The 24,558-nt window shown below is 65.8% G+C and carries 25 protein-coding genes and 1 pseudogene; 13 read left to right on the top strand and 13 right to left on the bottom strand.

Annotated elements, in window-relative coordinates; all coding sequences use genetic code 11:
- Nucleotides 1-44 precede the first annotated feature (44 nt).
- The 5 genes from ACIBCK_RS16440 to ACIBCK_RS16420 all read right to left on the bottom strand — a co-directional run bounded on the left by ACIBCK_RS16440 (nt 45) and on the right by ACIBCK_RS16420 (nt 3,564).
- Nucleotides 45-722, bottom strand: coding sequence for a TylF/MycF/NovP-related O-methyltransferase (locus tag ACIBCK_RS16440; protein ID WP_399390756.1), 678 nt, complete (start codon nt 720-722; stop codon nt 45-47).
- A gap of 2 nt (nt 723-724) precedes the next feature.
- The gene (locus ACIBCK_RS16435; protein ID WP_399390754.1) at nt 725-1,186 is read right to left on the bottom strand and encodes an NUDIX domain-containing protein; all 462 of its coding nucleotides are present in this window, start codon (nt 1,184-1,186) and stop codon (nt 725-727) included.
- Between the two features lie 92 nt (nt 1,187-1,278).
- On the bottom strand, nt 1,279-2,154 hold the full coding sequence (locus ACIBCK_RS16430; RefSeq protein ID WP_399390752.1) for an isocitrate lyase/phosphoenolpyruvate mutase family protein: 876 nt from the start codon (nt 2,152-2,154) through the stop codon (nt 1,279-1,281).
- Complete coding sequence (locus ACIBCK_RS16425) at nt 2,151-2,816, bottom strand: dTMP kinase (RefSeq protein ID WP_399390750.1); 666 nt, start codon at nt 2,814-2,816, stop codon at nt 2,151-2,153. Before ACIBCK_RS16425 ends, ACIBCK_RS16430 begins: the two co-directional genes overlap by 4 nt.
- Before the next feature lie 4 nt (nt 2,817-2,820).
- A complete protein-coding gene (locus ACIBCK_RS16420; RefSeq protein WP_399390749.1) occupies nt 2,821-3,564 on the bottom strand; it encodes a hypothetical protein in 744 nt (247 codons plus the stop codon).
- Nucleotides 3,565-4,606: 1,042 nt separating this feature from the next.
- Here ACIBCK_RS16420 and ACIBCK_RS16415 point away from each other — a divergent pair.
- The 4 genes from ACIBCK_RS16415 (at nt 4,607) to ACIBCK_RS16400 (ending at nt 8,346) form a co-directional block, all read left to right on the top strand.
- Complete coding sequence (locus ACIBCK_RS16415; RefSeq protein WP_399391500.1) at nt 4,607-4,801, top strand: hypothetical protein; 195 nt, start codon at nt 4,607-4,609, stop codon at nt 4,799-4,801.
- A 212-nt stretch (nt 4,802-5,013) separates the two neighbouring features.
- Entirely contained in the window at nt 5,014-5,955 is a 942-nt protein-coding gene (locus ACIBCK_RS16410; RefSeq protein ID WP_399390747.1) for a hypothetical protein, read from the top strand.
- A 73-nt stretch (nt 5,956-6,028) separates the two neighbouring features.
- Complete coding sequence (locus ACIBCK_RS16405; protein WP_399390745.1) at nt 6,029-7,555, top strand: amino acid permease; 1,527 nt, start codon at nt 6,029-6,031, stop codon at nt 7,553-7,555.
- Between the two features lie 299 nt (nt 7,556-7,854).
- Nucleotides 7,855-8,346 carry a LuxR C-terminal-related transcriptional regulator gene (locus ACIBCK_RS16400; protein ID WP_399390743.1) on the top strand — a complete coding sequence of 164 codons (492 nt, stop codon included), beginning with the start codon at nt 7,855-7,857 and terminating at the stop codon, nt 8,344-8,346.
- Here the strand turns inward: ACIBCK_RS16400 and ACIBCK_RS16395 are convergent.
- Both ACIBCK_RS16395 and ACIBCK_RS16390 read right to left on the bottom strand, forming a co-directional pair.
- On the bottom strand, nt 8,321-9,022 hold the full coding sequence (locus ACIBCK_RS16395; RefSeq protein WP_399390742.1) for a 2'-5' RNA ligase family protein: 702 nt from the start codon (nt 9,020-9,022) through the stop codon (nt 8,321-8,323). The two genes, ACIBCK_RS16400 and ACIBCK_RS16395, sit on opposite strands and share 26 nt — an antisense overlap.
- Complete coding sequence (locus tag ACIBCK_RS16390; RefSeq protein WP_399390740.1) at nt 8,964-10,340, bottom strand: helix-turn-helix domain-containing protein; 1,377 nt, start codon at nt 10,338-10,340, stop codon at nt 8,964-8,966. Before ACIBCK_RS16390 ends, ACIBCK_RS16395 begins: the two co-directional genes overlap by 59 nt.
- Nucleotides 10,341-10,800: 460 nt before the next feature.
- On the opposite strand from ACIBCK_RS16390, the gene ACIBCK_RS16385 reads away from it, so the two are divergent.
- Genes ACIBCK_RS16385 through ACIBCK_RS16370 form a run of 4 tightly spaced genes read left to right on the top strand, consistent with a single transcriptional unit; the run spans nt 10,801 to nt 15,506 of the window.
- Nucleotides 10,801-11,688 carry a phosphotransferase gene (locus tag ACIBCK_RS16385; RefSeq protein ID WP_399390738.1) on the top strand — a complete coding sequence of 296 codons (888 nt, stop codon included), beginning with the start codon at nt 10,801-10,803 and terminating at the stop codon, nt 11,686-11,688.
- A gap of 58 nt (nt 11,689-11,746) precedes the next feature.
- Nucleotides 11,747-12,796 (top strand): phosphotransferase enzyme family protein, encoded by a 1,050-nt coding sequence (locus tag ACIBCK_RS16380; RefSeq protein ID WP_399390737.1) that lies wholly within the window; start codon nt 11,747-11,749, stop codon nt 12,794-12,796.
- Nucleotides 12,793-13,473, top strand: a complete 681-nt coding sequence (locus tag ACIBCK_RS16375) for a PolC-type DNA polymerase III (protein WP_399390735.1) — start codon at nt 12,793-12,795, stop codon at nt 13,471-13,473. The genes ACIBCK_RS16380 and ACIBCK_RS16375 overlap by 4 nt, the downstream gene beginning before the upstream one ends.
- Before the next feature lie 26 nt (nt 13,474-13,499).
- Nucleotides 13,500-15,506, top strand: coding sequence for an ABC transporter ATP-binding protein (locus ACIBCK_RS16370; protein ID WP_399390733.1), 2,007 nt, complete (start codon nt 13,500-13,502; stop codon nt 15,504-15,506).
- Nucleotides 15,507-15,688: 182 nt separating this feature from the next.
- Here ACIBCK_RS16370 and ACIBCK_RS16365 read toward each other — a convergent pair whose 3' ends face one another.
- The gene (locus tag ACIBCK_RS16365; RefSeq protein ID WP_399390731.1) at nt 15,689-16,036 is read right to left on the bottom strand and encodes a hypothetical protein; all 348 of its coding nucleotides are present in this window, start codon (nt 16,034-16,036) and stop codon (nt 15,689-15,691) included.
- A gap of 155 nt (nt 16,037-16,191) precedes the next feature.
- On the opposite strand from ACIBCK_RS16365, the gene ACIBCK_RS16360 reads away from it, so the two are divergent.
- From ACIBCK_RS16360 to ACIBCK_RS16340, 5 genes are all read left to right on the top strand, one after another.
- Entirely contained in the window at nt 16,192-17,118 is a 927-nt protein-coding gene (locus tag ACIBCK_RS16360) for a hypothetical protein (protein WP_399390729.1), read from the top strand.
- Nucleotides 17,119-17,360: 242 nt separating this feature from the next.
- Nucleotides 17,361-17,525, top strand: a complete 165-nt coding sequence (locus tag ACIBCK_RS16355; protein WP_399390727.1) for a hypothetical protein — start codon at nt 17,361-17,363, stop codon at nt 17,523-17,525.
- Nucleotides 17,518-18,036 carry a DUF6879 family protein gene (locus ACIBCK_RS16350; RefSeq protein WP_399390725.1) on the top strand — a complete coding sequence of 173 codons (519 nt, stop codon included), beginning with the start codon at nt 17,518-17,520 and terminating at the stop codon, nt 18,034-18,036. The genes ACIBCK_RS16355 and ACIBCK_RS16350 overlap by 8 nt, the downstream gene beginning before the upstream one ends.
- On the top strand, nt 18,006-18,212 hold the full coding sequence (locus ACIBCK_RS16345) for a hypothetical protein (protein ID WP_399391498.1): 207 nt from the start codon (nt 18,006-18,008) through the stop codon (nt 18,210-18,212). Before ACIBCK_RS16350 ends, ACIBCK_RS16345 begins: the two co-directional genes overlap by 31 nt.
- On the top strand, nt 18,209-18,949 hold the full coding sequence (locus ACIBCK_RS16340) for a DUF6082 family protein (protein ID WP_399390723.1): 741 nt from the start codon (nt 18,209-18,211) through the stop codon (nt 18,947-18,949). Before ACIBCK_RS16345 ends, ACIBCK_RS16340 begins: the two co-directional genes overlap by 4 nt.
- 45 nt (nt 18,950-18,994) lie before the next feature.
- Here ACIBCK_RS16340 and ACIBCK_RS16335 read toward each other — a convergent pair whose 3' ends face one another.
- The 5 genes and pseudogenes from ACIBCK_RS16335 to ACIBCK_RS16315 all read right to left on the bottom strand — a co-directional run bounded on the left by ACIBCK_RS16335 (nt 18,995) and on the right by ACIBCK_RS16315 (nt 24,347).
- The gene (locus ACIBCK_RS16335) at nt 18,995-19,594 is read right to left on the bottom strand and encodes an SMI1/KNR4 family protein (protein ID WP_399390722.1); all 600 of its coding nucleotides are present in this window, start codon (nt 19,592-19,594) and stop codon (nt 18,995-18,997) included.
- Nucleotides 19,595-19,667: 73 nt separating this feature from the next.
- Nucleotides 19,668-20,483, bottom strand: a pseudogene (locus tag ACIBCK_RS16330) (IS5 family transposase).
- A 192-nt stretch (nt 20,484-20,675) separates the two neighbouring features.
- Complete coding sequence (locus ACIBCK_RS16325) at nt 20,676-21,152, bottom strand: hypothetical protein (RefSeq protein ID WP_399390720.1); 477 nt, start codon at nt 21,150-21,152, stop codon at nt 20,676-20,678.
- Nucleotides 21,153-21,156: 4 nt separating this feature from the next.
- A complete protein-coding gene (locus tag ACIBCK_RS16320; RefSeq protein ID WP_399390718.1) occupies nt 21,157-23,754 on the bottom strand; it encodes a CHAT domain-containing protein in 2,598 nt (865 codons plus the stop codon).
- A gap of 374 nt (nt 23,755-24,128) precedes the next feature.
- Complete coding sequence (locus tag ACIBCK_RS16315; RefSeq protein ID WP_399390717.1) at nt 24,129-24,347, bottom strand: transposase; 219 nt, start codon at nt 24,345-24,347, stop codon at nt 24,129-24,131.
- Nucleotides 24,348-24,558 lie beyond the last annotated feature (211 nt).

Below are 24,558 nucleotides of genomic sequence, written 5' to 3'. Positions count from 1 at the left end.
GGGTTACACGAGCCGCGGATAGCGATGACTACAGGCACAGTTGGTCACCGCCCGCTCGGTATGGCGTAGCGGCCGAACGCCAGATCACCGTCACCGAAGAGGACGTCCAGAGGGGACGGGGTGCCGAAGAAGTCCTCGCAGGCGGCCTTGACGCCGGGCAGCCCATCCCATGCCTTGGGGTTGGCCTGAAGGTCGGCGTAGTCGTCGACGATCAGCGCGCCACCGGGGACGAGCCGGGGGACGCAGGTGTCGAGGCAGGTGCGGATGGAGTCGTAGTAGTCGCCGTCCAGGTAGGCGAAGGCGATCTCGGCGGGAAGTCGTTCGGGCAGGGTGTCGGCAAACCATCCGGGGTGAATGGTCGGCGGTGTACAGCCCCAGCGGTCGTGCAGGGCCAGGATTTCCTCCGGCTCCGCGCGTAGGAATCCGGCGGCGAACAGTTCCGGGTCCTTCTCCCCCCGCTCGGGCAGGCCCTGGAAGGAGTCGTAGACGTGGATGGGCCGCTGCTGCTGGCCGGTGGCATCCAGGACGGCGCGCATCCATAAGGCCATGGCGCCCTTGAAGCAGCCGAGTTCCACCACGGCGCCGGGAATCTTATCGACGACCAGGCGTTCGATCTCGGTGCGAATCGCGGGCAGCCGGTCGGCGTCCACGGTGTCGCTGTGGTGTTCCAGCAGCCAGTCGGACAGTTCGTTTAGGACGGGGGGCGTCGCTTGGTCGCGCATGGTCACCACCGGTCCACGAGCACGTCACGGTCTGCTGCCAGTGTGGACAGGATCTGCTGGTTGACGCGCGGCAGCAGGTACTTGTCGGGCAGTTCCGCGAGCGGCACCCACTCGAAGCCGACCTGGATGAGGTCGGGCGGATCGGACTTGCGCGGCGTGGTGTTCTCGTCGAGGAGTTCGGCCAGGAAGTTGTGCTGAGTCTTGTGGATGGTGCCGAACTCGTGGTCGTACTGCTCGGGAACGTACTCCACGACGAACAACAGCCGTGACGCCCGCACACGGAGCCCGGTCTCCTCCTTGACCTTGCGGGCGACCGCGTCGCGCAGCGGCTCCCCCTCGATCGCTTTGCCGCCGGGCAGGTTGTAGTGGAAGCCGGAGCTGTCGTCATAGGACATCAGCAGGATGCGATCGTGGTGGATGATCGCCGCCTTGACCGACACGCTGATGCGGGGCAGAGATGTCATGGGCGCGGTGCTTCCTTCCCTCATCGGGCCCTGCCGCGCGGCCATATGCCGCGCGAGCTCATGGTGCGGGCGTGAGCAAAGTTGAGCGCGTACTAGAGGCAGGCGCGGGCCGCCGGGTCGGCGACCTTGAGCAGGTCACCGACATCGGTGAGGGCCGTGCCACCGGAGGTGAATGAACCGGTGGAAGCAAACGCGGCCGCGGCCGCGCGCATTGCAGCCAAGGCCGCCCGCGAGAGCTGGTTGGCGTAGATCGCGAGGGCGAATCCAGCCTCGCCGAGCTGGTCGGGACCCAAGTGTGAGAAGGCGGTAGGCACAGTCACCAGAGGCACCGGGCCCGTCCAGGCGGCGGCCGTGGCGAGTGCCTGATGGCCCGTGGGGTCCTTGGAGTGGATCAGAACCGCGTCCGCGCCGGCCACCGCGTACGCCTCGGCCCGTTCCAGGGCCTCGGTGAGGGTGCTGCCGCAGATCAGCGCCTCGGTGCGGGCGATGAGCAGTACGTCTGCTCCTGCGGTGGAGCGCATAGCGGCCAGTTGCTCGCCCATCAGGTGCGGGTGGGTGAGCTGTTGGGTGCGGTGGAGGGCGAACGAGTTGACCTTGGGGTAGGCGCTGTCCTCCACGCACAGTGCGGCGGCACCGGCCCGGGTGAGGTCGTCGGCGAACCGGCGGGCGGTGGCCACCGATCCTCCGGCGTTATCGACGTCCACGATCACCGGCAGCGGTGCGGTCCGCGTCAGGGCGAGAACCACATCTGCGAGGTCGCGTGGGCCGAGTACGTTCTCGTCCGGCAGGCCCAGTGCCGTGGAGACTTCCAGGCCCGAGACCCACAGAGCGTCGAACCCTGACTCCACGGCAACCCGGGCCGCAACCGCGCTGGCGGCGCCGACCGCGCGCAGCGGCCTCTGCGCGCGGTTCGCCTCGGCTAGCCGTCCGGCCAGCTGGGCTATGTGCGTTTCGGTGGGAATGCTCACGTCGCGGCTCCTCCCAGCTCGGGCAACAGGCCGTGCTGCTTCAGTGCCTGCCAAGCGGTATGCAGCACCAGGGCTCGGTCCTGCGCGGCGTTGATGCGCACAACCGGCCCCAGGGCGGGGAAGGCTGCGGGCGCCTCGGTCACCGACTGGTAGACGTCCCTGACCTTGGCCTGGATGGTGAGGACATCCCAGTCGGGCCGGGTGGCGTCTCCGGAGCGGCCCGCGGCCCGCTCCATCGCGGCCTCGGGGGTGATGTCCAGTACGAGGGTGAGATCCGGGACGATGCCGAGGTACTCGGTGAGTGCGGCGTAGGTGTCTTTGGGTGGCCGGGCGTGTTTGACGGTGAAGAACGCCAGCTCCGACAGCAGCCACCGGTCGGCGATGACCGGGCGGACGGGAAGCGACGGCTCGATCAGCCGGGCTGCGGTGACCTGCTTGTCTGTGGCGAGTGCCGTCAGGTAGCGGTCCTGATTGTCGGGGGTGGGCTGGTATTTGCCGTCCACCAGATCGACCGCGACGTCGGGGGCGAGGAAGTTGGTGGTCAGCACTGCGAGCGGGGTGATCCGGTAGAGGCCTTCGAAAAGTCGGAACAGGCCCTTGCGCAGGGTGGTCTTGCCCGTGCCGTCCAGGCCCTCGACGACGATGAAGGGGTAGCGGTCCATCGGGTTATTCCACCTGCCCGGCGCCGGTGCCCCCGGCGTACTTGGTGAACCGTCCGCGCCAGGGGATCGATGTGGCCACTAGGTCGACCAGTCGCAGCTCGCTCAGGTCTTCCAGCAGCGCGGGCAGGCTGCTCTCACAGACGATGCCCTCGGTGACGGCCCGGCAGTAGGCGAGCTGGATCTCCTGGTCACCACCCGTTGTGCGCAAATGATGTTGGAGCACGCGGGTGGCTGTGCCGACCGCCACCATGCGCGTGGCTGCGTGCAGGACTTCCATGCTGACGTCGTCGGCGACCGGCTCAAGCGTCGAGTGGTGGACGCCAAGATGACGGATGGCAGCGAACGATCCGATCCACCATGCCGAGGCGGCGCTTACGGCCTGCACCGCAGTGCGGATGGGCTGATCCTCAACCGTACCGAGGAGGGCCTCGGCGACCTGGTCGCTGGTCGTGGTCAGCGGATTGGCTGCCGGGCTGCTGGTGCCGTGCGCGCCGGGGAGGCTCACCCAGTGGGCGAGGCCTGCCCTCTCGATGGCGGCCAGGGCCTGCGGCTCGGCGAGCGGGGCCGGGCTGGCCGTCAGGGCGGCCGGGTTGGCATTGGCGAAAAGGGCGATCTCGGCAGGCGTAGCAGTGAGCAGTTCGCGCAATGGTTCGAGGTACAGGGCCAGGCGCTGGACATGCAGGCCGTCGGCTAGCGCCTCCCATGCCTCGTACAAGGGCAGCTTGGTGACGGGTGGGGAGGAGGACACGCAGTCTCCTTCGCGGTGCAGGGAGCGGGTGGGTGTGTGGAACGGACGTGGGGCCGGGGCAGGCTATCCGCCGGACGCTGCGCACCAGGTCATGGACGCGATCGTTCTGACGCGCCGCTGTGCGAGATCCGAGGCGATTTGAGATGGTGAAGGGGCAATGTTCGGCGGCTGCAGGGCGACATGGTGGCGTGGGACTGGCCGACTTGAACAGTCCGGCAATTCGCATGCTGGTGACCCATTTGCAGGATTGATGTCTGCTCACCCCCAGGGCCCAACACTCCTACGTATGAAGGGACTTCGCACATCACGACCGTGATATCTCTCCAGTGATCCAGTAGCACACGGTGCGTCATTGGCGGTGTCGACAGACCTGGCCCTCTCGCATCGGCCCATCTGGCCGTCGCCCCTCACATGAAGGCGGAGGGTGCCCGTCCACCGCCACGGGATCGATTCACCAACACGAACGACGGTGCGCGGCCCAGTTCGTGGGACGTGGCGTGTCGCCGACGGCTGTTCGCGCCCCATCCACGGGGATGGCTCTCAGGTCACCAACGGGCACATCGCCAGGTCGATACCCCTCGGGTGATCCTCGACGAGCTGGCGCGTGAGCCGGCATTTGAGCACCTCGCCCAGAGGGAGCCGACTGCGGGCAGCAGCCTGGCCGCCGAAGTGTGCAGGGTTCGAGGGCTCAATGCACTTCTCTGCAAGGCAATCACATCAGCGATATCACTTCTGGAATGTGCGCAACCGCAGTGCACCGATCAGTGTTGTGCTCCAACCAGCCTCGACCGAAGCGCCTGTGGTCGAGGGGACTGCGAAGTCATATCGAGACGCCAGGAGATCGGGGTGCTTGCTCTTCATCAAAGGCGGTGCAAGGCCACACGGGCCCGGCAACAGGCTCTACACCGCTGTGCCTTCCCCCAGGCGGCTCGGACACTGGGGTCGGAAGCTCACATCTGCCATCTCGCAGAGGTCAGCGCCGACGCCCTGCACTGGTTCACGCCGGCCTGTTCCCAATCATTCGGTGGCTGGCGAGTATCCCGTGGCCGTTAGCGTCTCCGCTGTCGTACTGCTGGCCATCATCACCGTTCTCCTCATTCGGAAGGCTGGGCTGAATGCCGGGCACGCGATCGTCTGCGTCCTCCTGGGCTTCTACCTGGCAAGTTCCTCGATTGCACCAACGATCTCGCAGGTGACAGCGCGCGTGGCCCAACTGATCGGTGAGATCAAGTTCTAGCTGCGAGTTGAACGGCCAGCGGGCGCCAGCACGTCGGTCCGGCTCCGCCTAGCGGTCCATGCGCTCGTCCCGCACGGCTGGCGCGTCCCCAATGTCGAAGTCCGCTGCGATACGGCGGACGCCCCTCGGAGGCCCAAGGTGTTAGTCAAAGCCGCAACGGAGCGCGGCGAGGCGCCGTCCCACTCGTCCGAGACGATCGTGACGGGATAGTCATGAGACGCGTACCGGCGTTCGACCGGCACCCAGCCCGGGATGACATCGCGCTGCGGGCAGTGGCGGAGGACGCAGCGATGGGCCGGTGGGAGGGTGCTCGTGAACTGTTGACCGCGACCGGCACGGACTGGGACCGGCGCATCTTTCGCCTGCAGGTCCTCGCTCGCGCCGGAGTGCGGCTGACGTTCGCTGATACGTGGGCGCAGGCCGAACCCCGGTCGCCGCACGCCTTGGCTCTCCTTGTCACCGTCCTGGCTTTGCGGTCGATGGCTGGTCCGCGGGGGGAGGGCAGCAGTGAGGCGATGGAACGGGCCTGGAAGGCGTGCGATGCCGCCTGCGACGCCCTGCCGGCTGATCCGACTCCGTACGTCGTCATGCTCGCCCTGCTTCGCTACCACTCCCCGCACTGCGACCGGCAGTGGAGGGCGACGGTGCAGAAGGTGTGGGAGCAGGTCGAGGAGCGTGACCGGTGGAACAGGGAGGCGCACCACGAGCTCCTCACCTACATGTTCCCCACCTGGCACGGCATAGGGGGCGAGGTCTTCCACTGGGCGCAGGAGCAGTGCGCCCAAGCCCCCCGCGGGCTACCGCTGCACACCCTGCCTCTCGTTGCTCTCGCCGAGACCCACCGCATCCGGATGGAGACGGAAGGGCACCGGTACGGACTGACGGTGCATCCGTGGACGGACAACCCCTCGACACAGCAGGCGTGGGCGAACTGGTGGACATACCGGGCACCTTTCAGCCCGCATGCCGCCTTCCAGGAAGACGCCAACTACCTGGCCCACGCCTTGTCTTTCGCGAACCAGCACAGGCAGGCCGCAGAGGTATTTGACGCCATCGGTCCGTACGCCACGGACGCGCCCTGGAGCTACTGCGGAGACGCTCAGCAGCTATTCACCCGCCATCGCACCTGGGCCGTCAAGGCATCGGCTCCGTGACCCTTCCGAGCACGTTGACGCCAACTCCACCCATTCAAATGCCAGTTACGACCAGCAGAAGAAGGGCACCGTTATGCCATTGGACATACCGAGCGTCACTCCATCGGAAGAGGAACGCCTCGCCGAGCTCGGCATCACCCAGACACTGGATCGCTCCATGTCGGGGCGCCAGAATTTCGCTGTCAGTTTCACGATCATCAGCATCCTCTCCGGATGCCTGACCATGTACGGCTTCGGGATGAACGCTGGCGGACCCGCCGTGATCATGTGGGGCTGGGTGCTCGTCGGCTTGATGACGCTCTTCGTCGGCCTGGCCATGGCTGAGGTCTGCTCCTCCTACCCAACGTCCGCCGGCCTCTACTTCTGGGCCCACAAACTCGCTCCCCGCAAGTCTGCCCCGGCCTGGGCATGGTTCACCGGCTGGTTCAACACCCTGGGTCAGGTCGCCGTTACCGCGGGCATCGACTTCGGCGCTGCCTCATTCCTCAACGCCTACCTGAACCTCCAGTTCGGGTACGCAGCCTCCCCCGGCCACACCATCACGCTCTTTGGCCTCATCCTCTTGCTGCACGCCGCCGTGAACACCTTCCGGGTGCGCATCGTGGGCTTCTTCAACACCGTCTCCGTGTGGTGGCACCTGATCGGCGTCGTCGTGATCGTCGGGGCGCTCCTGCTCATCCCCGACACGCATCAGTCGCCGGGCTTCGTGTTCACCGAGTTCGTCAACAACACCGGCTGGGGCTCGGCCGTCTACGTCGGCCTGATCGGCCTGTTGATGGCCCAGTACACGTTCACCGGCTACGACGCGTCCGCCCACATGACCGAGGAGACGGAGAACGCCTCCGTCGAAGGGCCGAAGGGAATCGTCCGGTCCATCCTCGTCTCCTGGGTGGCCGGATTCATCCTGCTCTTCGGCCTGACCTTCGGCATCCAGTCCTACACCGGCGCCCTCGACTCCCCGACCGGTGTGCCGCCGGCGCAGATCCTCATGGACGCGCTCGGCGCGAGCACCGGCAAGATGATGCTTTTCATCGTCATCGGCGCCCAACTCTTCTGCGGCATGGCATCGGTCACCGCGAATTCCCGCATGATCTACGCCTTCTCCCGCGACGGTGCACTCCCGTTCTCCGCGGTGTGGCACAAGCTGCACCCGGGAACGCGCACGCCGACTAACGCCGTCTGGCTCGCGGCCGGAGGCGCATTCGTCCTCGGCCTGCCCTACTTGTTCAACACCACCGCGTACGCCGCCGTCACCTCCATCGCGACGATCGGCCTGTATATCGCCTACGTCATTCCCACTCTTCTTCGGCTGCGCCAGGGGGAGAACTTCGAGCGCGGCCCCTGGCACCTCGGGCACTGGTCCAAGCCCATCGGTGTTCTCGCGGTGGCCTGGGTCGCATTCATCACCCTCTTGTTCATGCTCCCCCAAGCCAGCCCGGTGACCATCGAGACGTTCAACTACGCACCCCTGGCCGTCGGCGTGGTGCTCGCCTTCTCCGGAACGTGGTGGCTTGTCTCCGCACGCAAGTGGTTCCTCAACCCGAACCACGCACGGAACACCACTCCGCTTACCCCTGCGCCTCAGAGAGTGACCCGATGACACAGTCGGCGGGCAGGCGAACTCCCCACGCAAGGGCGTAGCTCACGCCCGGCTGAAAGACGCACAGCCCTCGCATCCATGTAGCAAGATCGTTTCACCCGCCCAGCCAGGCACGAACCCGCGGTACGGCCAGCGCAGAGGCCGTACCGCGGGCGCGCTGCCACATACCAGTCCGGAGAAGAGCTTCGGACACCCTCGGGACCTGCGCACGCCGCTCGCTCTACCGACTGCTCTCCCCCTCGGAACGAACAGATCACGCAGAGCGCACCCAGACGACAGCAGAAAGGGGCAGATAGCCCATGACCAGACGCTCAAGTACTGTTCCCGACAGATTCACCCCAGCCCACATCCGTATCCTTGCCAAACTTGCGACCGGCGCCAGCAGCGCGAGCGCGGCCCTCGACTTGGACATCACGACCGGCACGCTCGGAACACAGGTGCAGGCCATGGGCCGCCGGGCCGGCGTGAGCGGGCGTGCCCCACTCCTCCACACCGCGTACCGCACCCGGCAGCTCCCGCTGCCCGAACGGGCAGTATTCGCAGGTGCCTTGGATGATGCCGAGGTTCAGATGGTGCAGCTGGTCGCTTCCGGAGCGTCAGTCCAGGAGATCGCTGACGTTTGCCGGATCTCACGGGACACCGCGAAGGCCCGCCTGAAGCTGTTGCGAGGCCGGGTGGGTGCCGAAAACGATGCCCACCTCGTGATGCAAGGCTGGCGCTATGGGTGGCTCGACGAGTCGCACGAGGTGAGACCGGCAAGCTTCCTCAGCGCAGTTCGAGTTGGTGGATGACGTCCCAGCGGTAGGCGTGCCCTTCGCGCCGGAGCGCCACCAACTGAACCCGCCGAACGGGCACGTCCACTGATGCGAGGGTACGCAGAGGCCGTACGGCGTCCCGGACAGCCCGTGCGGGCATGGGGCGGTTGCAGTAGGCGATACCGAGATGCGGGCGCAGAATCGATGGCGGCTTGCGCGACGGCAGCCCGGACGCGGTACCGGCCGCGGCGAGGGCCGCGTGCAAATGCACGACAGGGGTCCAAGGGGCGACGCTGTATCGGATCGCCCCGCGGGATGCCGTGAGCGGAACAGCCTGAATGTTGAACGCCTCAGGCCCGCCGTCTGAGACGGCAGCTATCAGAGTGCCGAGCTGCCCCGTGGTGACTTCGTCGACGTGGCCGATGCGCCCCAGCGTCAGATGCAGACCGTCTTCGGCGATCTCATCAAAGCCGAGATCGCGCAGTGCACTCTGGCAGCGTCGAGCGTGATCGGTGAGTGCGGGGACCTCGGGGAAGGTGAGCATCCAGTAGTAGGCGCGGGTGGTGGCGGTCCATCCTGGCCGGTCCCAGTGGTTGGTCATCTCTTTGACGGCGCCGAAAGCTGCCCAGTCATGTTCCGCGATAATCGACGCGTCATTGATGTCGTGCGGAGGGCTGGGAGGAAAGACGCGCGGGTCGGCCGTGAGCTGCATCCGCTGCCCCTCTCGTCTGCTCGGTCGGGCGTGCCATCTTGGCAGACTTCGCCAGATCCTTCGTGTGAGGTTCGGTCTGCCAGGAGCGGAGGGCGTCTCCGTACTCCCGTACCGCGGGCAGGTCCTGCCAGTCTGCAGCTCCGGCGAAGAGTTCACCGGCACGTTGGACTACGGAGCGGATGGGTGGCCCACCACCAGCTTCGAGGACTTGCCGGCCCAGGACCATGGCGTGCTCGACGTCCGGGCGCGGACGCGCCAGGAGCGCGGTAGCGACGTCTAAGCGGACCAGGGCCTGGCTCCAGGCAGAGTCGGACTGCTCCACAAGTTCGTCGATCAGATCGGCATATTCGAGCACACGTGGGGCGTTGGCGAGTGAGACGTGCACGGTCGCGGCGTTGGCTAGCGTCCGGGCCAGCCCATAGGGCTCGAAGGAGATGCAGGAGGTCAGCCCCACGGGAACGGTGTGTCGACTGCTCAGGTCTTCGGCTGCTGCGATCGCTCGCTCGGCACCGCTGCGGTCGCCGACCTTCCCCAGGGCTCTGGCGAGCCCGTTGGACTGGAGCCGGATGGCCTGTGGGTGAGCTGCGTCGATAGCGAGACCCGTTTCTGCCCACTGGACGGCCTGGTCGTAGTGGCCCGCGTAGTAGGCGTTGAGTGATCGGGTGCCCTGGATCCACATGATCAGCTCAAGGTCGGCGATTTCTCTTGCGAGTTCCTCTGCTTCCTTGCAGTACGCCTCGGCGACGGTTTCACGGCCGGCGTTGACGGCCATGTAGCCGAGCAGCCCTGAGGCTTGGGCGGCGAGCCGGAAGAGGGCTTCGCGCTGGCGCGGTGGCTGCCGCCCGTCCAGTCGGTCCTGGATGAATTTTCGTAGATCGATGGCTTCGGGGGCGATGCGGTGGGGGCCTTCGGCCTCGTAGCGGTCGACGAGATCCGCCACGCCTTGTTCCAGGATGGCGACGGTGGCGGGGTCGGTGTTGGAGGCGGTGGTGGCGTTCAGTCTCTTCGCAATGTCGAGCGGGCTCTCCCACACGGGAGCAGGAATCAGCGTGGGCTGCGGCCCACGTGCCTGGAGTGGGTTGTGAGTGGCGGATCCCGGGACTGGGGCTGGCGCGACGTGCGCGGGGACGCCCAGTCGCTCAAGGACGATGATGATCTTGTCAATGTTGACCAGCCGCCGCGTCCCGGACTCGAGCGTGGACAGAAACGACTGGCTCAGGCCCGTGATCACCGACATGTCCTCCTGCCGGAGGGACGCAGCTCGACGGATCAGACGGAACGCTGTACCGAAGTCCCAGTCGGCCAGAGCCGCGGTCACTGCCGCGTCCTGCCATACGTGGTCCGGCAGACTCAGAGGCGGGGCGGGCTCGGCGACGGAGGCTGCCCGGGAGCAGGCGGCACAGCGCGCGTCTTCGTTGTAGCGGCTCAGCAGGCTGCCGCACTGCGTACATCGACGGTCGTCCTCGTGTGCCACTGCTGCCTCCCACCAGGGCCGAGATTCTGGTCAGGATCTTCGTTGGACGCAATCACGTCGGTGATATCACCAGGCGGATGTGCCAACGCGGGGTTTTCGCCACATTCTTGATGTCCCGTCACCGCAAGGAACAGATCTCACGGCACGGCGCTTGATCGTCTCGCTGCGAGGCCGCTCGGGCGGGATTGTCAGTGGCGGTTGGCAAGCTGCAGACCCACAGCACAACACCGTGCGCGTTCGACTGATCGCACATGGTGTCGCAGGTTGGTTTCGCTAAGCAGGAGGACGCATCACTGTGGCCGGCATGCCCGAGACGATGCACCGCTTGGTGGCGTCGGTGACCAGCAGCTTCCGCATCGTCGCCGATCACTCGTCGCCCTGTGCCGGACGTCCCGACGTGTGGGAGATCGAAGGCGCAGACGGGCGCCGGTTGTTCGCCAAGCAGAACCAGGGGCCCAAGCTGCATCGCCGTGAAGCTCACGCCTATCAGCAGGGATGGAACCGCTCGCTCGGAACAGACCGGTCCCCAGTGCTGGAGGCCGTGGACGACGAAGCCCGCGGAATCGTGATCACCGCTATCCCCGGCCAGCCGGTCCGAAGTCTCCGGCTGGGTGCGAAGGAAGAGCAGGAGGCGTACCGCCAGGCAGGGATGCTCCTCTCCCGGCTCAACGCCGCGAATCCAGGTGAGTCTGAGCCAGTCGCGAGCACAGTGCGCTGGGACGAGAGCGTCGAGAAGATGCTCGCCAGCGCCGCCCTGTACCTGACACCCGACGACACGGCGATGGTCCGCTTGCTCACCAAGGACACGCCAGCGAAGCTGCCTCGCGTGGTGTCGCACGGCGACTTCATGCCCCGCAACTGGCTGTGGGACCAGGCTGAACAACGGCTGAGGATCATCGACTTCGAGCGGTCCTGCATCGAGTCCGCCGCGCGGCGCGACCTCCCCCGCCTCAGCTATCGCATCCTGCGCGGCCGGCCCGATCTGGAAGCAGCCTTCGAGGTGGGGTACGGGCGCACGCTCGCTGTCGAAGAGCACCAGGCGTGTTCCGCGTACGCCGCGCTCGACGCTGTCAGCGCCCTGCGCTGGGGCCTTGAGCATCACGACATCGAATCCGTCGACGAAGCCCACACCATGCTGCGGCAGCTTCAGGCCGAGTACAGCGGCCACAAGCGGAGGAGCACGCGACGATGAGCGTCTTCACCCACTACACCGCCCGTCGCCCTGCTCCCCTCAGAAGCTGGTGAACGGTATGGGCGAGGCGGACTGGGAACAGGAACTTACGGCTGACGTGCTCGCTGAGCGGTACGGGATCACGGTCGAAACGGTAGAGCGGGTGCCGATGGGCACGGACACCGTTAACCGGCGGGTGCTGACATCCGACGGGCGGCGGCTCTTCGTGAAGGAGTACGCGTCGACGGCCAACTTGGATGCAGCGCGGTCGGCCCTGGACATGTCCGAGTTTTGCCGGGCAGCTGATCTCCCTGTGCCCAAGACGTGGGCAGACCGTGACGGCGATCTCGTCGCCCTGTCCGAGGGCAGCGCGTGGGCTGTGACCGACGAGGTCCCCGGCCGGGTGGCCACGACTGCCATGAGCGTCGCCCGCGCGGAGCACATCGGAATGGTCCTCGGGCGCATGCACCGAGTGCTGGCCGCTTATCCCCTCCCGAAGTTCGTGCAGCAATCACGGTGGCGAACCGGAACCGTCGAAGATGCCCTGTCCAGGTGCAACGCCGTGCTGGCCATGGCAAGACGGCACGGGCACAACGATCTCGCACAGTTGCGTGAGCAGCTCGACCAGCGTCGCGAGCACCTCACCCAGCACGTCGACCGGCTCCGGATCGGTCTCCCAAAGGACCTGGTGGAGCAGGCACTCCACGCGGACATCACGCGACCCCACATGCTGGTGCTCACCGATGTCGTCACCGGCATCATCGGCTTTCGCAGCGCGAAAGCCTTCCCAGCGTGGGAATTGGGGCGCGCCGCATTCGATCCCCGGACCGTCTCCACCAGCGACCAGTGGGCATCCTGCGCGACGGCAATGGTGTCCGCCTACCGCTCGGAGAACCCCAGCTTGCCCCTGGGCGATGTCCTGGCTTGCGTACGGATCGCGATTCTCTACATGCTGTTCAGCCTCTACGGAGCGACCACCGGCGACTACAAACTGCCGCACGAGGCAGAGGTCGACCTGCAGCAGCACTGGCAGGACCGGCAGATCAGCATCCGCCGCCTCCTCGACAACTTCGACGACCTCGAGGACGCGCTCAGGACCTCAGCCGACCAGCCCGGAGACCACCGATGACCGACACCACGCCGTACCGCGAGCGGTTGGCTGACGATCCACAGTTCCGGGACGTGCTCTTCGTGGTCATCGACTTCGAAGGCACGACTCCCAAGGGCTATCCAGCAGAGCCCATCGAGGTCGCCGCCCTCGGCATACAGCACGTCCCCGGCCGCGGACCGATGCCCAGCGGCCTCTCCTACCAGTCATTCATCAGCCCGCCCCAGCACGCGCCCCTCGCCATCCGGGACACCGCGCAGACAGGCATCACATCCGCTGATCTCGCTGAAGCCCCCGCGGCGAGAGCCGCGCTACGCGCTCTGGACACCATCCTGCCGACAACTCCAACGCTATTGGTCGCGCACCATGCCCCGACCGAGGCGAACATCCTGTACGCCTACCGGGCCGCATGCCCGCACCTGGCCCAGACCCGGATCGTGGATACCCGGCTCCTCGCCAAGCACATCCTGCCGGATCTGCCTGCCTATGACCTCGACGCGCTCCTCGCCCATCACGGCATTCCCCAGCCCGCCAGACGGCACCGAGCCATGGACGACGTCACGGTGACCGCCGAACTCTTCCGCCGCCTGCTCACCGCGGCCGCGCGTCCCCGAGCGATCACGAGTCTTCACGATCTCGTCCGCGTGGCCAGCCGCACGCCGCGCGCCACCCAGCCGACACAGCTCGAACTGCCCTAGCCCCGCTACCCGTGTCAGGAGCCCCTATGGCGAAGCGAAAACCAGGCATCGAAGCAACGGAGACCTCGGAGTCTGAGCAGTTGTTGTTCGGCGGGCCGCTGCGTTACGACCAGGGGTGGGCACGGCACGAAGAGGCCCGCCTCAACATCAGCTTCAGGAGCATGATCAAGCAGCTGCCCGCGCAGCTGGCTACCGTCCTGCGGCTCGCCTGGGCCGCCGACCGCAGCGCCACACGGCAGCTGATCGGGGCAGAGCTCGTCCAGGGCATCGCCCGCGTGGTCACCCTCCTCGCGGTCAACACGACCTTGGCGCACGTCATGACCAGTGCCGGCCTGCAGGAGCGGGCCCGGGCTGCCGCCCCGGCTCTCGCAGTAATCGCCCTATCCATGGTGCTGACGTCACTGTGCCGGGCACGGTCCACGTACGCGACTGGCCGCCTCGAACCCAAAGCAGAGCGACGGGCGACCGAGGCATACCTGGAGCGGGCCTGCCAAGTCGAACTCGCGGCCATCGAAGACGACGAGTTCCATCGCCTGCTGGACTCCGCGCAGTACGGGGCGATCTCAGCCCGCTACTGCATCAAGATGGGCACCCAGGTCATCAACGCGCTGCTCGGCTTCGTGGCCGCGCTCAGCGTGCTCACCGTGCTGGACCCGCTCCTGATGCCGATGCTCGTGCTGATGGCGCTGCCCAGCGGCTGGTCCGCTCTGGTCACCGCTCAGCGCCGCTACCGCCTCTTCCAGGCCTGGGTCCAGCACTCCCGGGCCTGCCAGAAGATCGGTCAAATGATCATTGATCCGAAGGCGGCACCGGAGATTCGGGTACACCAAGTCGGCCCGTTCCTGCTCAAGCACTTCCGCGGCATGTCGGAGGCGGCCGAGGCCGAGAAGGACCGCGTGGCGCACCAGGAGGGGCGCACCGTGCTGATCGCCTCGGCCTGGACCGGGCTGGCCACCACTGCCACCTACGGCGCCCTCTTCGCTCTGCTGTGGTCCGGGACCATGGCTCTCGCGGTGGCCGGCACGGCCATCATCGGCATCCGCACCGGGGCAGCGAGCCTGACAACACTGGTCAACCAGCTCAACTCCCTGAACAGAGAGGCCCTGCACGTCGCCGATCTGGAGCGTCTGGTCACCGAGGCCGACCGGCGGGCCATCCCGTCCGGGGGCGTCGATCTTCCTGAACAGGTGAATGAGATCCGCTTCGAGAACGTGTCCTTCACCTACCCCGGGCAAGGCGGCGAAGGCGAACTGGCCCTGAAGGATGTGTCGCTGACCATCCCCACCGGCAAGATCGTCGCGCTCGTCGGGGTCAACGGCGCCGGCAAGACCACCCTGGTGAAGTTGCTGGCCGGGCTCTACCAGCCCGGCTCCGGGCGAATCCTGTGGGACAACGTGGACAGTGCACACGCCTCCCGCAGGCAGCTCACGTCAAGGATCGCCATGGTGGCGCAGGACTTCACGAGATGGGTCTTCACAGCCCGCGTCAACGTGACCATCGGCCGCCCCGAACTCCCCATGGACGCCGACCGGCTTCAGGCCGCGATCGATCATGCGGGAGCCCAGGACGTGATCGCGAAGCTGCCGCGCGGCCTCGACAGCCTGCTCGGGCGTGGCTTTCGCGGAGGGGTGGAGCTCTCCGGCGGTCAATGGCAGCGTATGGGGATTGCCAGAGCAGCGTACAGAGCCGGTGATCTGTTGATCGTGGATGAGCCCACGGCGGCGCTGGATAGTCGCGCTGAACTGGAGGTATTCGGTCAAATTCGAGCCCTGGCTGATGCAGGCCAAACCATCGTGTTGATCACTCACAGGCTCGCGTCGGTGCGGCACGCCGACCTCATCCATGTCCTCGACGGCGGTCGCCTCGTCGAATCCGGCAGCCCCGACCAACTCCTCGCCCAGAACGGATCGCTGTACGCCGAGCTGTACAACCTGCAGGCCGCCCAATTTCAAAGTGGGCGGAATTCCAACGGCGCGCCGGTCCCTTCGCCCCGCCCGACCCTGTCCGACGCCCCCTCGTCCACCACACGCTGATGAGCCCCCACTCTTCCCCCCGACCCCGCCAGACACCGCCCGCGCCACCAAGTCCGATACCCGCTCAGATAGCCGCATGGTCCAAGGCGCACATCGGCGCGCTGACGCCCTGGCCGCCGCCCGTGGATCTCAGCGGGGCACGCTCCTGGCGTGCCGCGTTCGCTGACGACGGCTTCGAGGTCTCACTTGAAGAGTTGCTCCAGGCCGGGCGTTCCTGTGTATTGGCCGTGGTCATCTACGAGTTCATCAAGTCGGCTTCTGTACAGCTCGGTGATCCCGCCCTCGACGGTGGTCGCGCCCTGGTCGAGTGGTCCGGGCAGCAGGGCCGATAGGTCTTGGTGCAGCTGCTCGACATCAAGCAGCCGGTAGCGCACGGCCCAGTGGGAGATGTCGTCGATCGCAGTGCCGTCGTCAATCGCGATGAGTGCGTAAATCAGCGCGAGTACGTCGCACTGCGTTCCGTCCAGACCTCGGAGTTGCCTGGAGCGGGTTCGGGCGGCTTCCCAGTACGGTGCAACGCTGTTCGGCATGTCAGGATCCTAGCCAGCGGGCTGCCCGGGCAAGCACGCTGCGACGGAACGGGCAGAGAGGGTTATGGGCAAGGTCCGTGTCTTGATGGACTGTCGCTTCGCAGTGCGCCGAAGCTGGTCCCTCGCGCGGAAGTGTCGTGACATCCTCACAGTTCATGACGATCACGGAGCCCATAGGTCGGTGGCGGCGCAACCGGGTGCGGCGTGTGGCCGACAAACAGATAGCCGAGTTGCGAACTTCTCTGGACCGCCTCCATTTTGACTGGTGGCCGCTCCCCCTCGCTGTTCGTGCCACCCTTCGCCAGCGTGTAGGTACTGCCCTTTGGGCGACCCTTCATGTAGTCGCAGTGGTCTTCCTGATAGATACGGGCCTGGTGTATCTGGCGGGGGCGGTCCTCAGCGACAATCCCAGCCCTGGGCCCTTTGCCGTCGTCGCTTTCATCGTCTGGGCCGCCTTCCTGTCGTTCGTCGCAGGTGCCACTCGCGAGGCGTATGTCAGGACACGGAGATGCATCGTGGTGATGCACTGCACAGAGGCAATCAAGGCATGCGCCGAGGCGCACCGGGCGGGAGGTTCACGGCGCACGGAGGAGTTGCGGACTGTGTCGGCTTCGCTGCGGACCGTGGAGGAGTGCGTCCAGCGTGCCTACCTCTTACGCGGGACTGTTCCCCGCAAGTCCCCGCGACGCGGCGAACTGCGCCGGCATGCTGGCCAGGTTGTGGCGAAACTGCGCGCCGCGGAGTCTCAACTCGACACGGGCGCGCCGGGCGATGCACTCGAGGAGCTGGCGGGCCACATGGCCACCATTGCCGAGCAGTATGCGGCGGGGCATGTTGGTGCGCTGCTTCCCGCTGCTTCGTTGACCGGGCTCTCTCCGGTTCGGGATCGGGAGCTGCTGCGTGTCGGGGTATCCGTAGTGGTCATAGCTGGCGTCGCCGTCGCGGTATCGCTCCTGCATCTGCCCGAGTTGGCGGCAGCGACGATGGTTTCCGCTGCCGGGATCCTTACTCTCCTGACGGTGTTCAAGCAGCGATGGCACCACTATCTGCCTGTGGCCGAGTTCTTCAAGCCCGGCCCGTGACCAGCAGCGTCTCGATTGGAGCTGTGGCCTCGTGTGGCAGCTGGCCTGGCAGCCCATTGCGAGTGAGCGGGGCGATTGTTAGCCTCGCTTCGATCTTCACTTGCTGTAGGCACACCGCTACAAGTTCGGGGTGGGTTATGGGGCGGCCGTGGGAAGCGGATCCGGATGCTGGTTTTGCTCGCCGACTGGGGCGTTCGCCCGCCGAGTTAGGGTTGACGAGTTCCACGGAGACGTGTCCGGATATGTGGGAACTGTCGAATGGTGATGTGGCGGTGATCGGCCGCGCGGCTCCATCGGAGCTTGTTGCGCGTCTTCCTGAGGATGCGTCGATCGGCCCGGACGAGCGGCTGGTGATTCTTCCGCGGAGTCTGGTAGTTGCGGCCAAGCCGGATATTCCCGATGCGTGATGCGGGTGACGTGGGCCAGCCCCGCGATGCCGAGGCTGGCCCAGACGGGATCCGTCGCCTGGTGGGCCTGTCCGAGGCTGAGCGTGGCCCGCTTCTTCCCGTCTCGGACTATCTGGAGGCGTTCCGGGAGGACTACGCGCACGAGAGTGTGTCGGTGGTCGACAAGGTGGAGTGCGGTCAGCATTTCCGGGAGCCGGGGTTCGCTTCGTGGGACGCTTTCAATCGTGGCGCGTGGCGCGAGTCGATGGCTCTCCTTATGGACGAACGACCAAAGATGGCAAGGCAGTTCTCCGCTGCTGAGCAGCGTGGGCTCCGCTTGCGGCGTGTCCGATATATCGAGCTTCCTGTATCGGACTATGTGGTGTGGGAGATGGCTGTGCTGCGGCAGCGTGTTGATCTTGGGGAGCAGGTTCGCGTCTTGGTCGGCCAGGGCCGACCCGGCTTTCAAGCACCCCCCCCCGCTGGGTTTCCGAACTTGTCATTCTCGGGACGTACTCGCTCTTTGAGTTGAGGTACAAGCCAGATGGTGCTCTGGCTGGCGCGTATCGGCACACTGATCCACTCCTGATGGATGCGTGCCGGACAGACTTTGAGACCTTGTACTCCGCGGGTGAGGATCTTGCAGCCTTCCATGCGCGGGAGACGGAGCCAGTGCTTCGTGCCCGGTGTGCGGAGAGTGTGAAGTGACTGCGGACCCGCGCCCACCGATGGTGAATCAGCGCCCGAGTGTGAAGCGGCCTTGGTATCGGTCCCGAGCTGCTCTTCTGGCCCTGTCGGTTCTGGCGATCGTCGGCGCTCTGAGCCTCGTGGTCTTGTCGCCGTTCGCGCTGCGGGCCTTCGACCCCGCCACGGACAGGGAGTGGCAGGACGTCAGCGAGATCGCCCAAGCCTATGGGGCGGTGTCGGCGCTGCTGTCCGCGCTGGCGGTTGTTGGCGTGGCGGTGTCCTTGGTGCTTCAGGCCCGTGAAGCGAAGGCGACACGGCTGCAAGGCTCCAGGACCATGCACATCGACCTGACCAAGATGGCCATGGACAATCCCGAGTACCTGGACTGCTGGGGCGGCCCCGATTCCACCCGTACTGTGCTGCTGCGCCGTCAGCACATGTATGTGAATCTCGCGATCTCGCACTGGTCCATGGAGTACGAGGTCGGGGACCTTACCGATGAGTGGGTTGCCGCTGCAGCCGACGAGATCTTCGCCGGCGAGATCGGCCGCTCCTTTTGGGCCCGCGCCCGCGCAAGCCGCATAGCGACGGCCAAGACTCGCCGCTCACGCCGTCTGCATCAGATCATGGATGCCCGCTACGAGCAGGCGCTCCTCACCCCGCCACGCACGGCTCCGGCCCTGCCCGATCTAGGGGTTCCGGGAGTAATTCCACCGCGTGTGGGCGATCCGGAAGGCTCTACTCGCAGGGACTCCTAAGAAGTGATCTCATTAGGTTGCTGCGGTGAATGGAGCGGTGGCCTCTCACATGCCGCGTTCTGGGCCATACCAAGGTTCGGTGCGTTCGTCCGCGGACATCGGAAGGCGCTTCAACGTCACGGGGCCGGGGTAGAAGGCTGCACTGTTGGGTCCGCTCATGTCCTCGCCGATGAGGTAGCGGTAGAGCCATTCTGCGAAGCTCATGCAGTGCTCTGCCCAGGTTTCGTCATAGCTCACCAGGAGCCTCGGAGCCTCAGAGGCAGCGATCAGGAAGATGGTCTCGCCTCGGTCAGTGCTTGCGATCGGCCACAGACCATTGCGGGTGCCAAAGCTCAGCTCGTCGAGTCCGAAGAGCTGGCGGGGGTCCTCATCCGCGTCGAGGTCGAGGTCGTCCCACGGTACCTCGGACCACGCCTTGATCGTGCTGCGGATGTCTTGGCCCAGGTTCCACGGTTTGGTCGCGGGGTGGGAGAGGTACAGGTGCCCGTTGATTTGGATGGGGGCGAATGCGTCCACGAGGGCCCTGTAGTCGGGCGGAAGTTCTACGCCGAGCTCTGCGTGGAGACGGTCCCAGGCAGCCGGGTCCGCATAGCGGTTTTGGGCCGGGCCGAGCATCTCCAACACGGCAGCCAGGTAGTCAGGCATAAGTTCCTCTACGGTGTGTACGCGGCACGGTCCATCCCGTTGGGACGCGCCATATAGAGCCGTACTTTACGGATCACGTCGAGGTAATGACCTCGGCAAATCTGCGGTAGCAGATCAGAGCGGCGGCGATGCCGGCGAAGGCGAGGAAGTGCCCTGCCTTACGTTCGTACCGGCGGTGCAGGCGGCGGCATCCGGCGAGCCAGGCAACCGTCCGTTCCACGGTCCAGCGATGACGGCCCAGGCGCTGGGAGGACTCGACGCCCTTGCGCGCGATGCGCGGGGTGATGTTCCGCGAGCGCAGCCACCGGCGCAGGTGATCGTAGTCGTACCCCTTGTCGCCATGGAGCTTGGCAGGCCGTCGCCGCCGCGGTCCACGGTGTGAGCGGACGGGTGGGATGCCGCGCACCAGGGGTTCCAGGCCCTGGCTGTCGTGGGTGTTCGCGGCGGAGATCCCGATCGAGAGGGGGGGCAGACCGGATCGCTCGGTGATCAAGTGGATCTTTGATCCCTTCTTGCCGCGATCTACGGGATTCGACCCCGTCAGGTCCCCCCTTTCGTCGCGCGCATGTTCACCGAGTCGATCGCGCACCGGGACCAGTCCAACTCCCCACGCGCGCCGAGTTCGTCCAGGACCAGGCAGTGGAGCTTGCCCCAGACCCGGGCCCGGCTCCACTCGGTGAACCGTCGGTGCGCGGTGGGGCCAGACGGGCCGAAGCCCGGCGGCAGTTGCCGCCACGTACAGCCCGTCGTGGCCACGAACAGGATCGCCGCCAACACTTCGCGATCACCGTAGCGGCCGCCGGCCACCGCCCTGCGGACGCACCGGCGCGGCCGGGACCACCCGCTGGAACAATTCCCACAACACGTCGGGCACCAGACGTCCCACCATCGCCATCACGGCCGCCAGCCTAGTGATCAAGCCAGTTGAGACGACCTCTAAGCAGTCGGTGCCAACGAGAAGGGCTCGACTACCTGTTTCAGCGGTCTTGTTGGCGCAGGGCAGCGGAGCCCTCGCTGTCGACCAGGAGCCGACAACCGCAGCAGCACAGGGGGCTCTCCGGCCGCCAGTGCTGGCCCTGCGTTAGAAGGGAGCACTCCAACCGTTGTCGGACGCCCATGTCAGGTAGCGGGCTTCCCCCCCGTCGCGGTCCGGATCTACTTGCCACAGTGCCTCGCACGCCTCCGCTGGGAGGGTTGAGGGGATCTCTACCGTTACGTCCGTCGCGGGATCCTCGACGATCAGAGTGATAGTGCGGTCGGTGCGGGTGGCGCGCAGCTGCTGGAGCCACCCGTGGAGGCGTCGACCGGCCACGGCGGTGGGGTCAACGGTGGCTTCAGCTGCCAGCTCGCCGAGCTTAGCCATATATCCATCGACGAATTTGGTCAGCAGATACCCCAGTGGGATTCCGATGTGCAGGACCCATGACGAGGGATCCCTGCGCTCTTCCCCAGATGCCGTTACGTCGGCGTCGAGGCCAAGGTCAGCGAACAGGGAATGGAGGGCGATCCGATCGGCCTCGGTGACCGCAGTCTCGCTTCTGACCTTAAGCATGCTCACGATGTTATTCCTCTTTGCTGGCGATTTTCCCGCGCCCAGGTTCGGGCAGTTCGGTGACCATGAATCCGGCCCACTGGACCGGGCTTTCACAGGCAAGTGCCGGGTGCACGGCCCGCACGGCGTCATTGATGTGTCTGACAAGTCGGCCGGATGTTGCGAGGGCGCCGTACACGGCCTTGAGGATCTTCGCTGTCGATCGGTCGGGAAGAAGCCAAGCTCCGGCCGCGATCGCCGAGCAGCCGGTCGCCAGAGCGGTGGCGATCAGGCCGGTTGGATCGGCACCTGCATCGGAACCGGAACTGCAGGCAGCAGCGAAGAAGAACGGGGGGAGCGGTAGTCCGAGCAGGTCTGCGCAGAGCAGAGGGCGTCCGTCGAAGAACGTGAACTCGTATTCCAATCCTCGGCCTTTGCCGTGAGTGGAGAGCACGAGAACATCGGGCTTGTAATGTTCAAGAACTTCAGCTAGTTCCTCTGCTTGATGGATCAACGTGAGTTCTATTGTTCCGGCAGACGCGAGCTCATTCAGCGTTCGTTGCTCTTCAATGCTTCCCGGGAGTTCGTCGACGTTAAAGTATGCGACCACGCGTGGTCGGGCGGCCGGAGAGCGAACCATTGTTGTGGTCCTGTTGTGCAGCAGAAGTCGGAGCAGTGGGAGCCGGTTGACGGCGGCGTGATCGGCTACGACCGTATCGGCCGAAAGTGGAAGTGCCGCCACTGGGAGCGCACGCAAGGTGTCGTCGGCGACGGTGACCAGCTCGCGAACCGAGGTGCCGCTCAGGAGCCAGTCGCGCAGTGGTGTGGGTATGAGCTGCGCAGCTACTGCTGAGCGGACCTCATCCCAATGCTCTGTGAGTCTGGCGTGACCATTGGACATGATCGACTCGAGGGTTCGGGTCTCCTTGACGGAAAGCGCGAAACGACGAACGCCCGGATCGAGCCCGGGGACCGACCAGGACACGACTCCGGCCAGGCCTCCCGAGCCGTTGTTGGTCGCTGTAACCATCAGGATCGCGGCACTGCCCGCCGCGCTGATCAGGGTGTCGGCGTCCAACGGTACGGGCACGTACAGGCGAGAGAACTCGACGGACACCATGTGGCCCAACTCGGCCTGTAGTTCCCCGAGGCGCTTGTGCCAATATTCCATAGGAGGCCCGAAGGCTGACGTTTCGTTGGTGGTCGATGCCGGACGTTCGCGAGTGAGGTCGCTCAGGCGATCAATCTGGCCGAGAAGTTCCGCGAGTCGCGGATGAAGCGTGTGGGAAGTCTGCCTCAGTAGCGCGGCCAGGGTGTCCTCTCGCGCCGCCTCGGAGGCTTCCAGAGCCGCGCGGCCGGCATTCGGCGCTCCTGCTTCCGCCGCAGTCACCGCCATGTCGAGGAATCGCTGGTGGTAGTCCTTCTGGCCGGACAGCAGGCGCTGCCGGTGGTCCGTTTTGCCGGTTCTTCCGCTGGCCAGGGCGAGGTGACCAACGGCTTCGCGGATCAGCACCACGGCTTCGTCGTGTCGGCCAACCGAGGTGCAGATTTCCGCGTCGAGCGCCAGGAGTTGCAGCCGTACCATAGGGGCGTCCACGCCATGCATACGGTCTAACCCGTCACGCACTGCCTGGCAGGCAGCTTTGGCCTGCCCGCCACAGAAGAGGGCTGTGCCCAGTACTACCTGGGCATCAGCGGCGACCAGCGGATCGGACGTGGCCAGGCTAACGGCCGTCCGGCTGGCTTCCACAGCGCGATCAGCCTGGCCCGAGTCAAGATAGGCACGTCCCAGCACGGTGAGCGTGTCCGCCCTGGCTGTTGCGGCCCCTGGGACGCTTTTGGCCAGTTCGCAAGCCTGCTCAAGGCTGTCGATCGCCTCGTCCAACGACCCTGCGAGCGCCTGGCCCTTGGCGTATTCCACGGCCGCTCGCAGGACGATAGTCATGGTCGCGATGGGATGGGTGCCGCTGAAATCCGTTTGCGGTAAGTAGCGGAAGAACGTCTGCATGCAGTCAGCGGCGTCTTCGTACTCCTCCAAAAGTATTTGAATGGAGGCCCGACCCACGAGACCGTAGAGAAAGACAGGGCCGTCCTTACGATGCCGTGACGACTCGATCACCGTAGTACAGATCGCCAGGGCCGTACTGACGTCACCTTTCCAGTGTTCGAGGACCGCGAGGTTGAGCTTGGCCTGGTCGACGCAGTGGTATGCATGGTCGGCGAAGGTTCGCCCCTGACTTCTGATCAGCTGAGTTGCCGCGTTGATCGCGTCGGTGTACGCCCGGGCGGCCTCATCCACCCGTTGCTCCGAGATGAGTCCGGAACCTTCCACCATGCGTGCTGACCACTCGGCCAGAGGGCGGTCCGCCGAATCGATTCCGGATAATTGGCGCAGCGCATGACCCAGCGGCTCACGCCATTCCGCATCGCCCAATGCTTGACAGGCTCTTGCCTGCAACGTCCACGCGAGTGCGGCCCGGTTGGGGCGACCTACGGAGGCAGCCAACTGAGCAGCCTGTCCGGCGGCTTCTGACGCCTGTTCGTACTGCTGGTTGTCGTAGAGCACAGACGCGGTGGAAATCGCCCGATGCAGGGCGCGGGCAGTGGAAAGCCGTTTGATCAGAGACACATTCCGTTGACCTCACCCTCCTGTTTGATGCTACGAGGAATTTACTGCAGGCCGACGCATTTCGCTGGTGAACCACCAATCACCGTTGAAGTCAATGGCTGCGGACATCAATGGGGCAGCAGATGCGTGCCCCTCCGATCGCGACGGCAGCGGCTGGTCAGGGAGGCGCTCGGCATCAGCGCCTCATCAACTGGAGCCCCTCACCACGCCATCGCAACCACACCCGACCGCACAAGCTTCACCATCACCTGGTCAGCAGCTCGGCCGTGCCTCCTGGACCACCTCATGCCCGGCCTGCGCCTCAGCCTCTGCTGTGTCAAACGCCCGATGAGCCGCTACACCAGGCTGGGAGCCGCCATCTCTAGGGTCCGCCTTCAAACGGATCTTGCCCAGTAGACCGTCTGCCATGGGCCGTAGCGTTCCGGCAGGTCGCGCCAGGAGATCCCGGTCCGGATCTTGTAGACCATCCCGTTGACGACCTGCCGGTCCTCCACACGCGGACGGCCTGTCGCGGCCCGCGGTATGAGGGGAGCGAGTAACTCCCCCTCGTGCTCGGTGGGTTCATGTCGACGTATCACCCCACCGTGATCCATCACTCGATGATCTTTGAAGACGGACCCATGGGGGTCGCACCTATGGCCCGCAGCCTCGCTGGTGACTACAAGCCTGCCTATGTGACAACTATCGTGCTTCGGCTCATGTGCACCCGCGCCGGGAGACCTCCGCACAGTCGGGACACGCCAACCTCCCCGACATTGCTGTGGGCGTCGACCACGACCAGCCTGTCCGTCTCCGTGAACTGGT

Source organism: Streptomyces sp. NPDC051218 (assembly GCF_044455475.1).
Classification (GTDB): Bacteria; Actinomycetota; Actinomycetes; order Streptomycetales; family Streptomycetaceae; genus Streptomyces.
The sequence above is the reverse complement of the archived record's forward strand: the minus strand, read 5'-3'. Positions and strand labels throughout refer to the sequence as shown.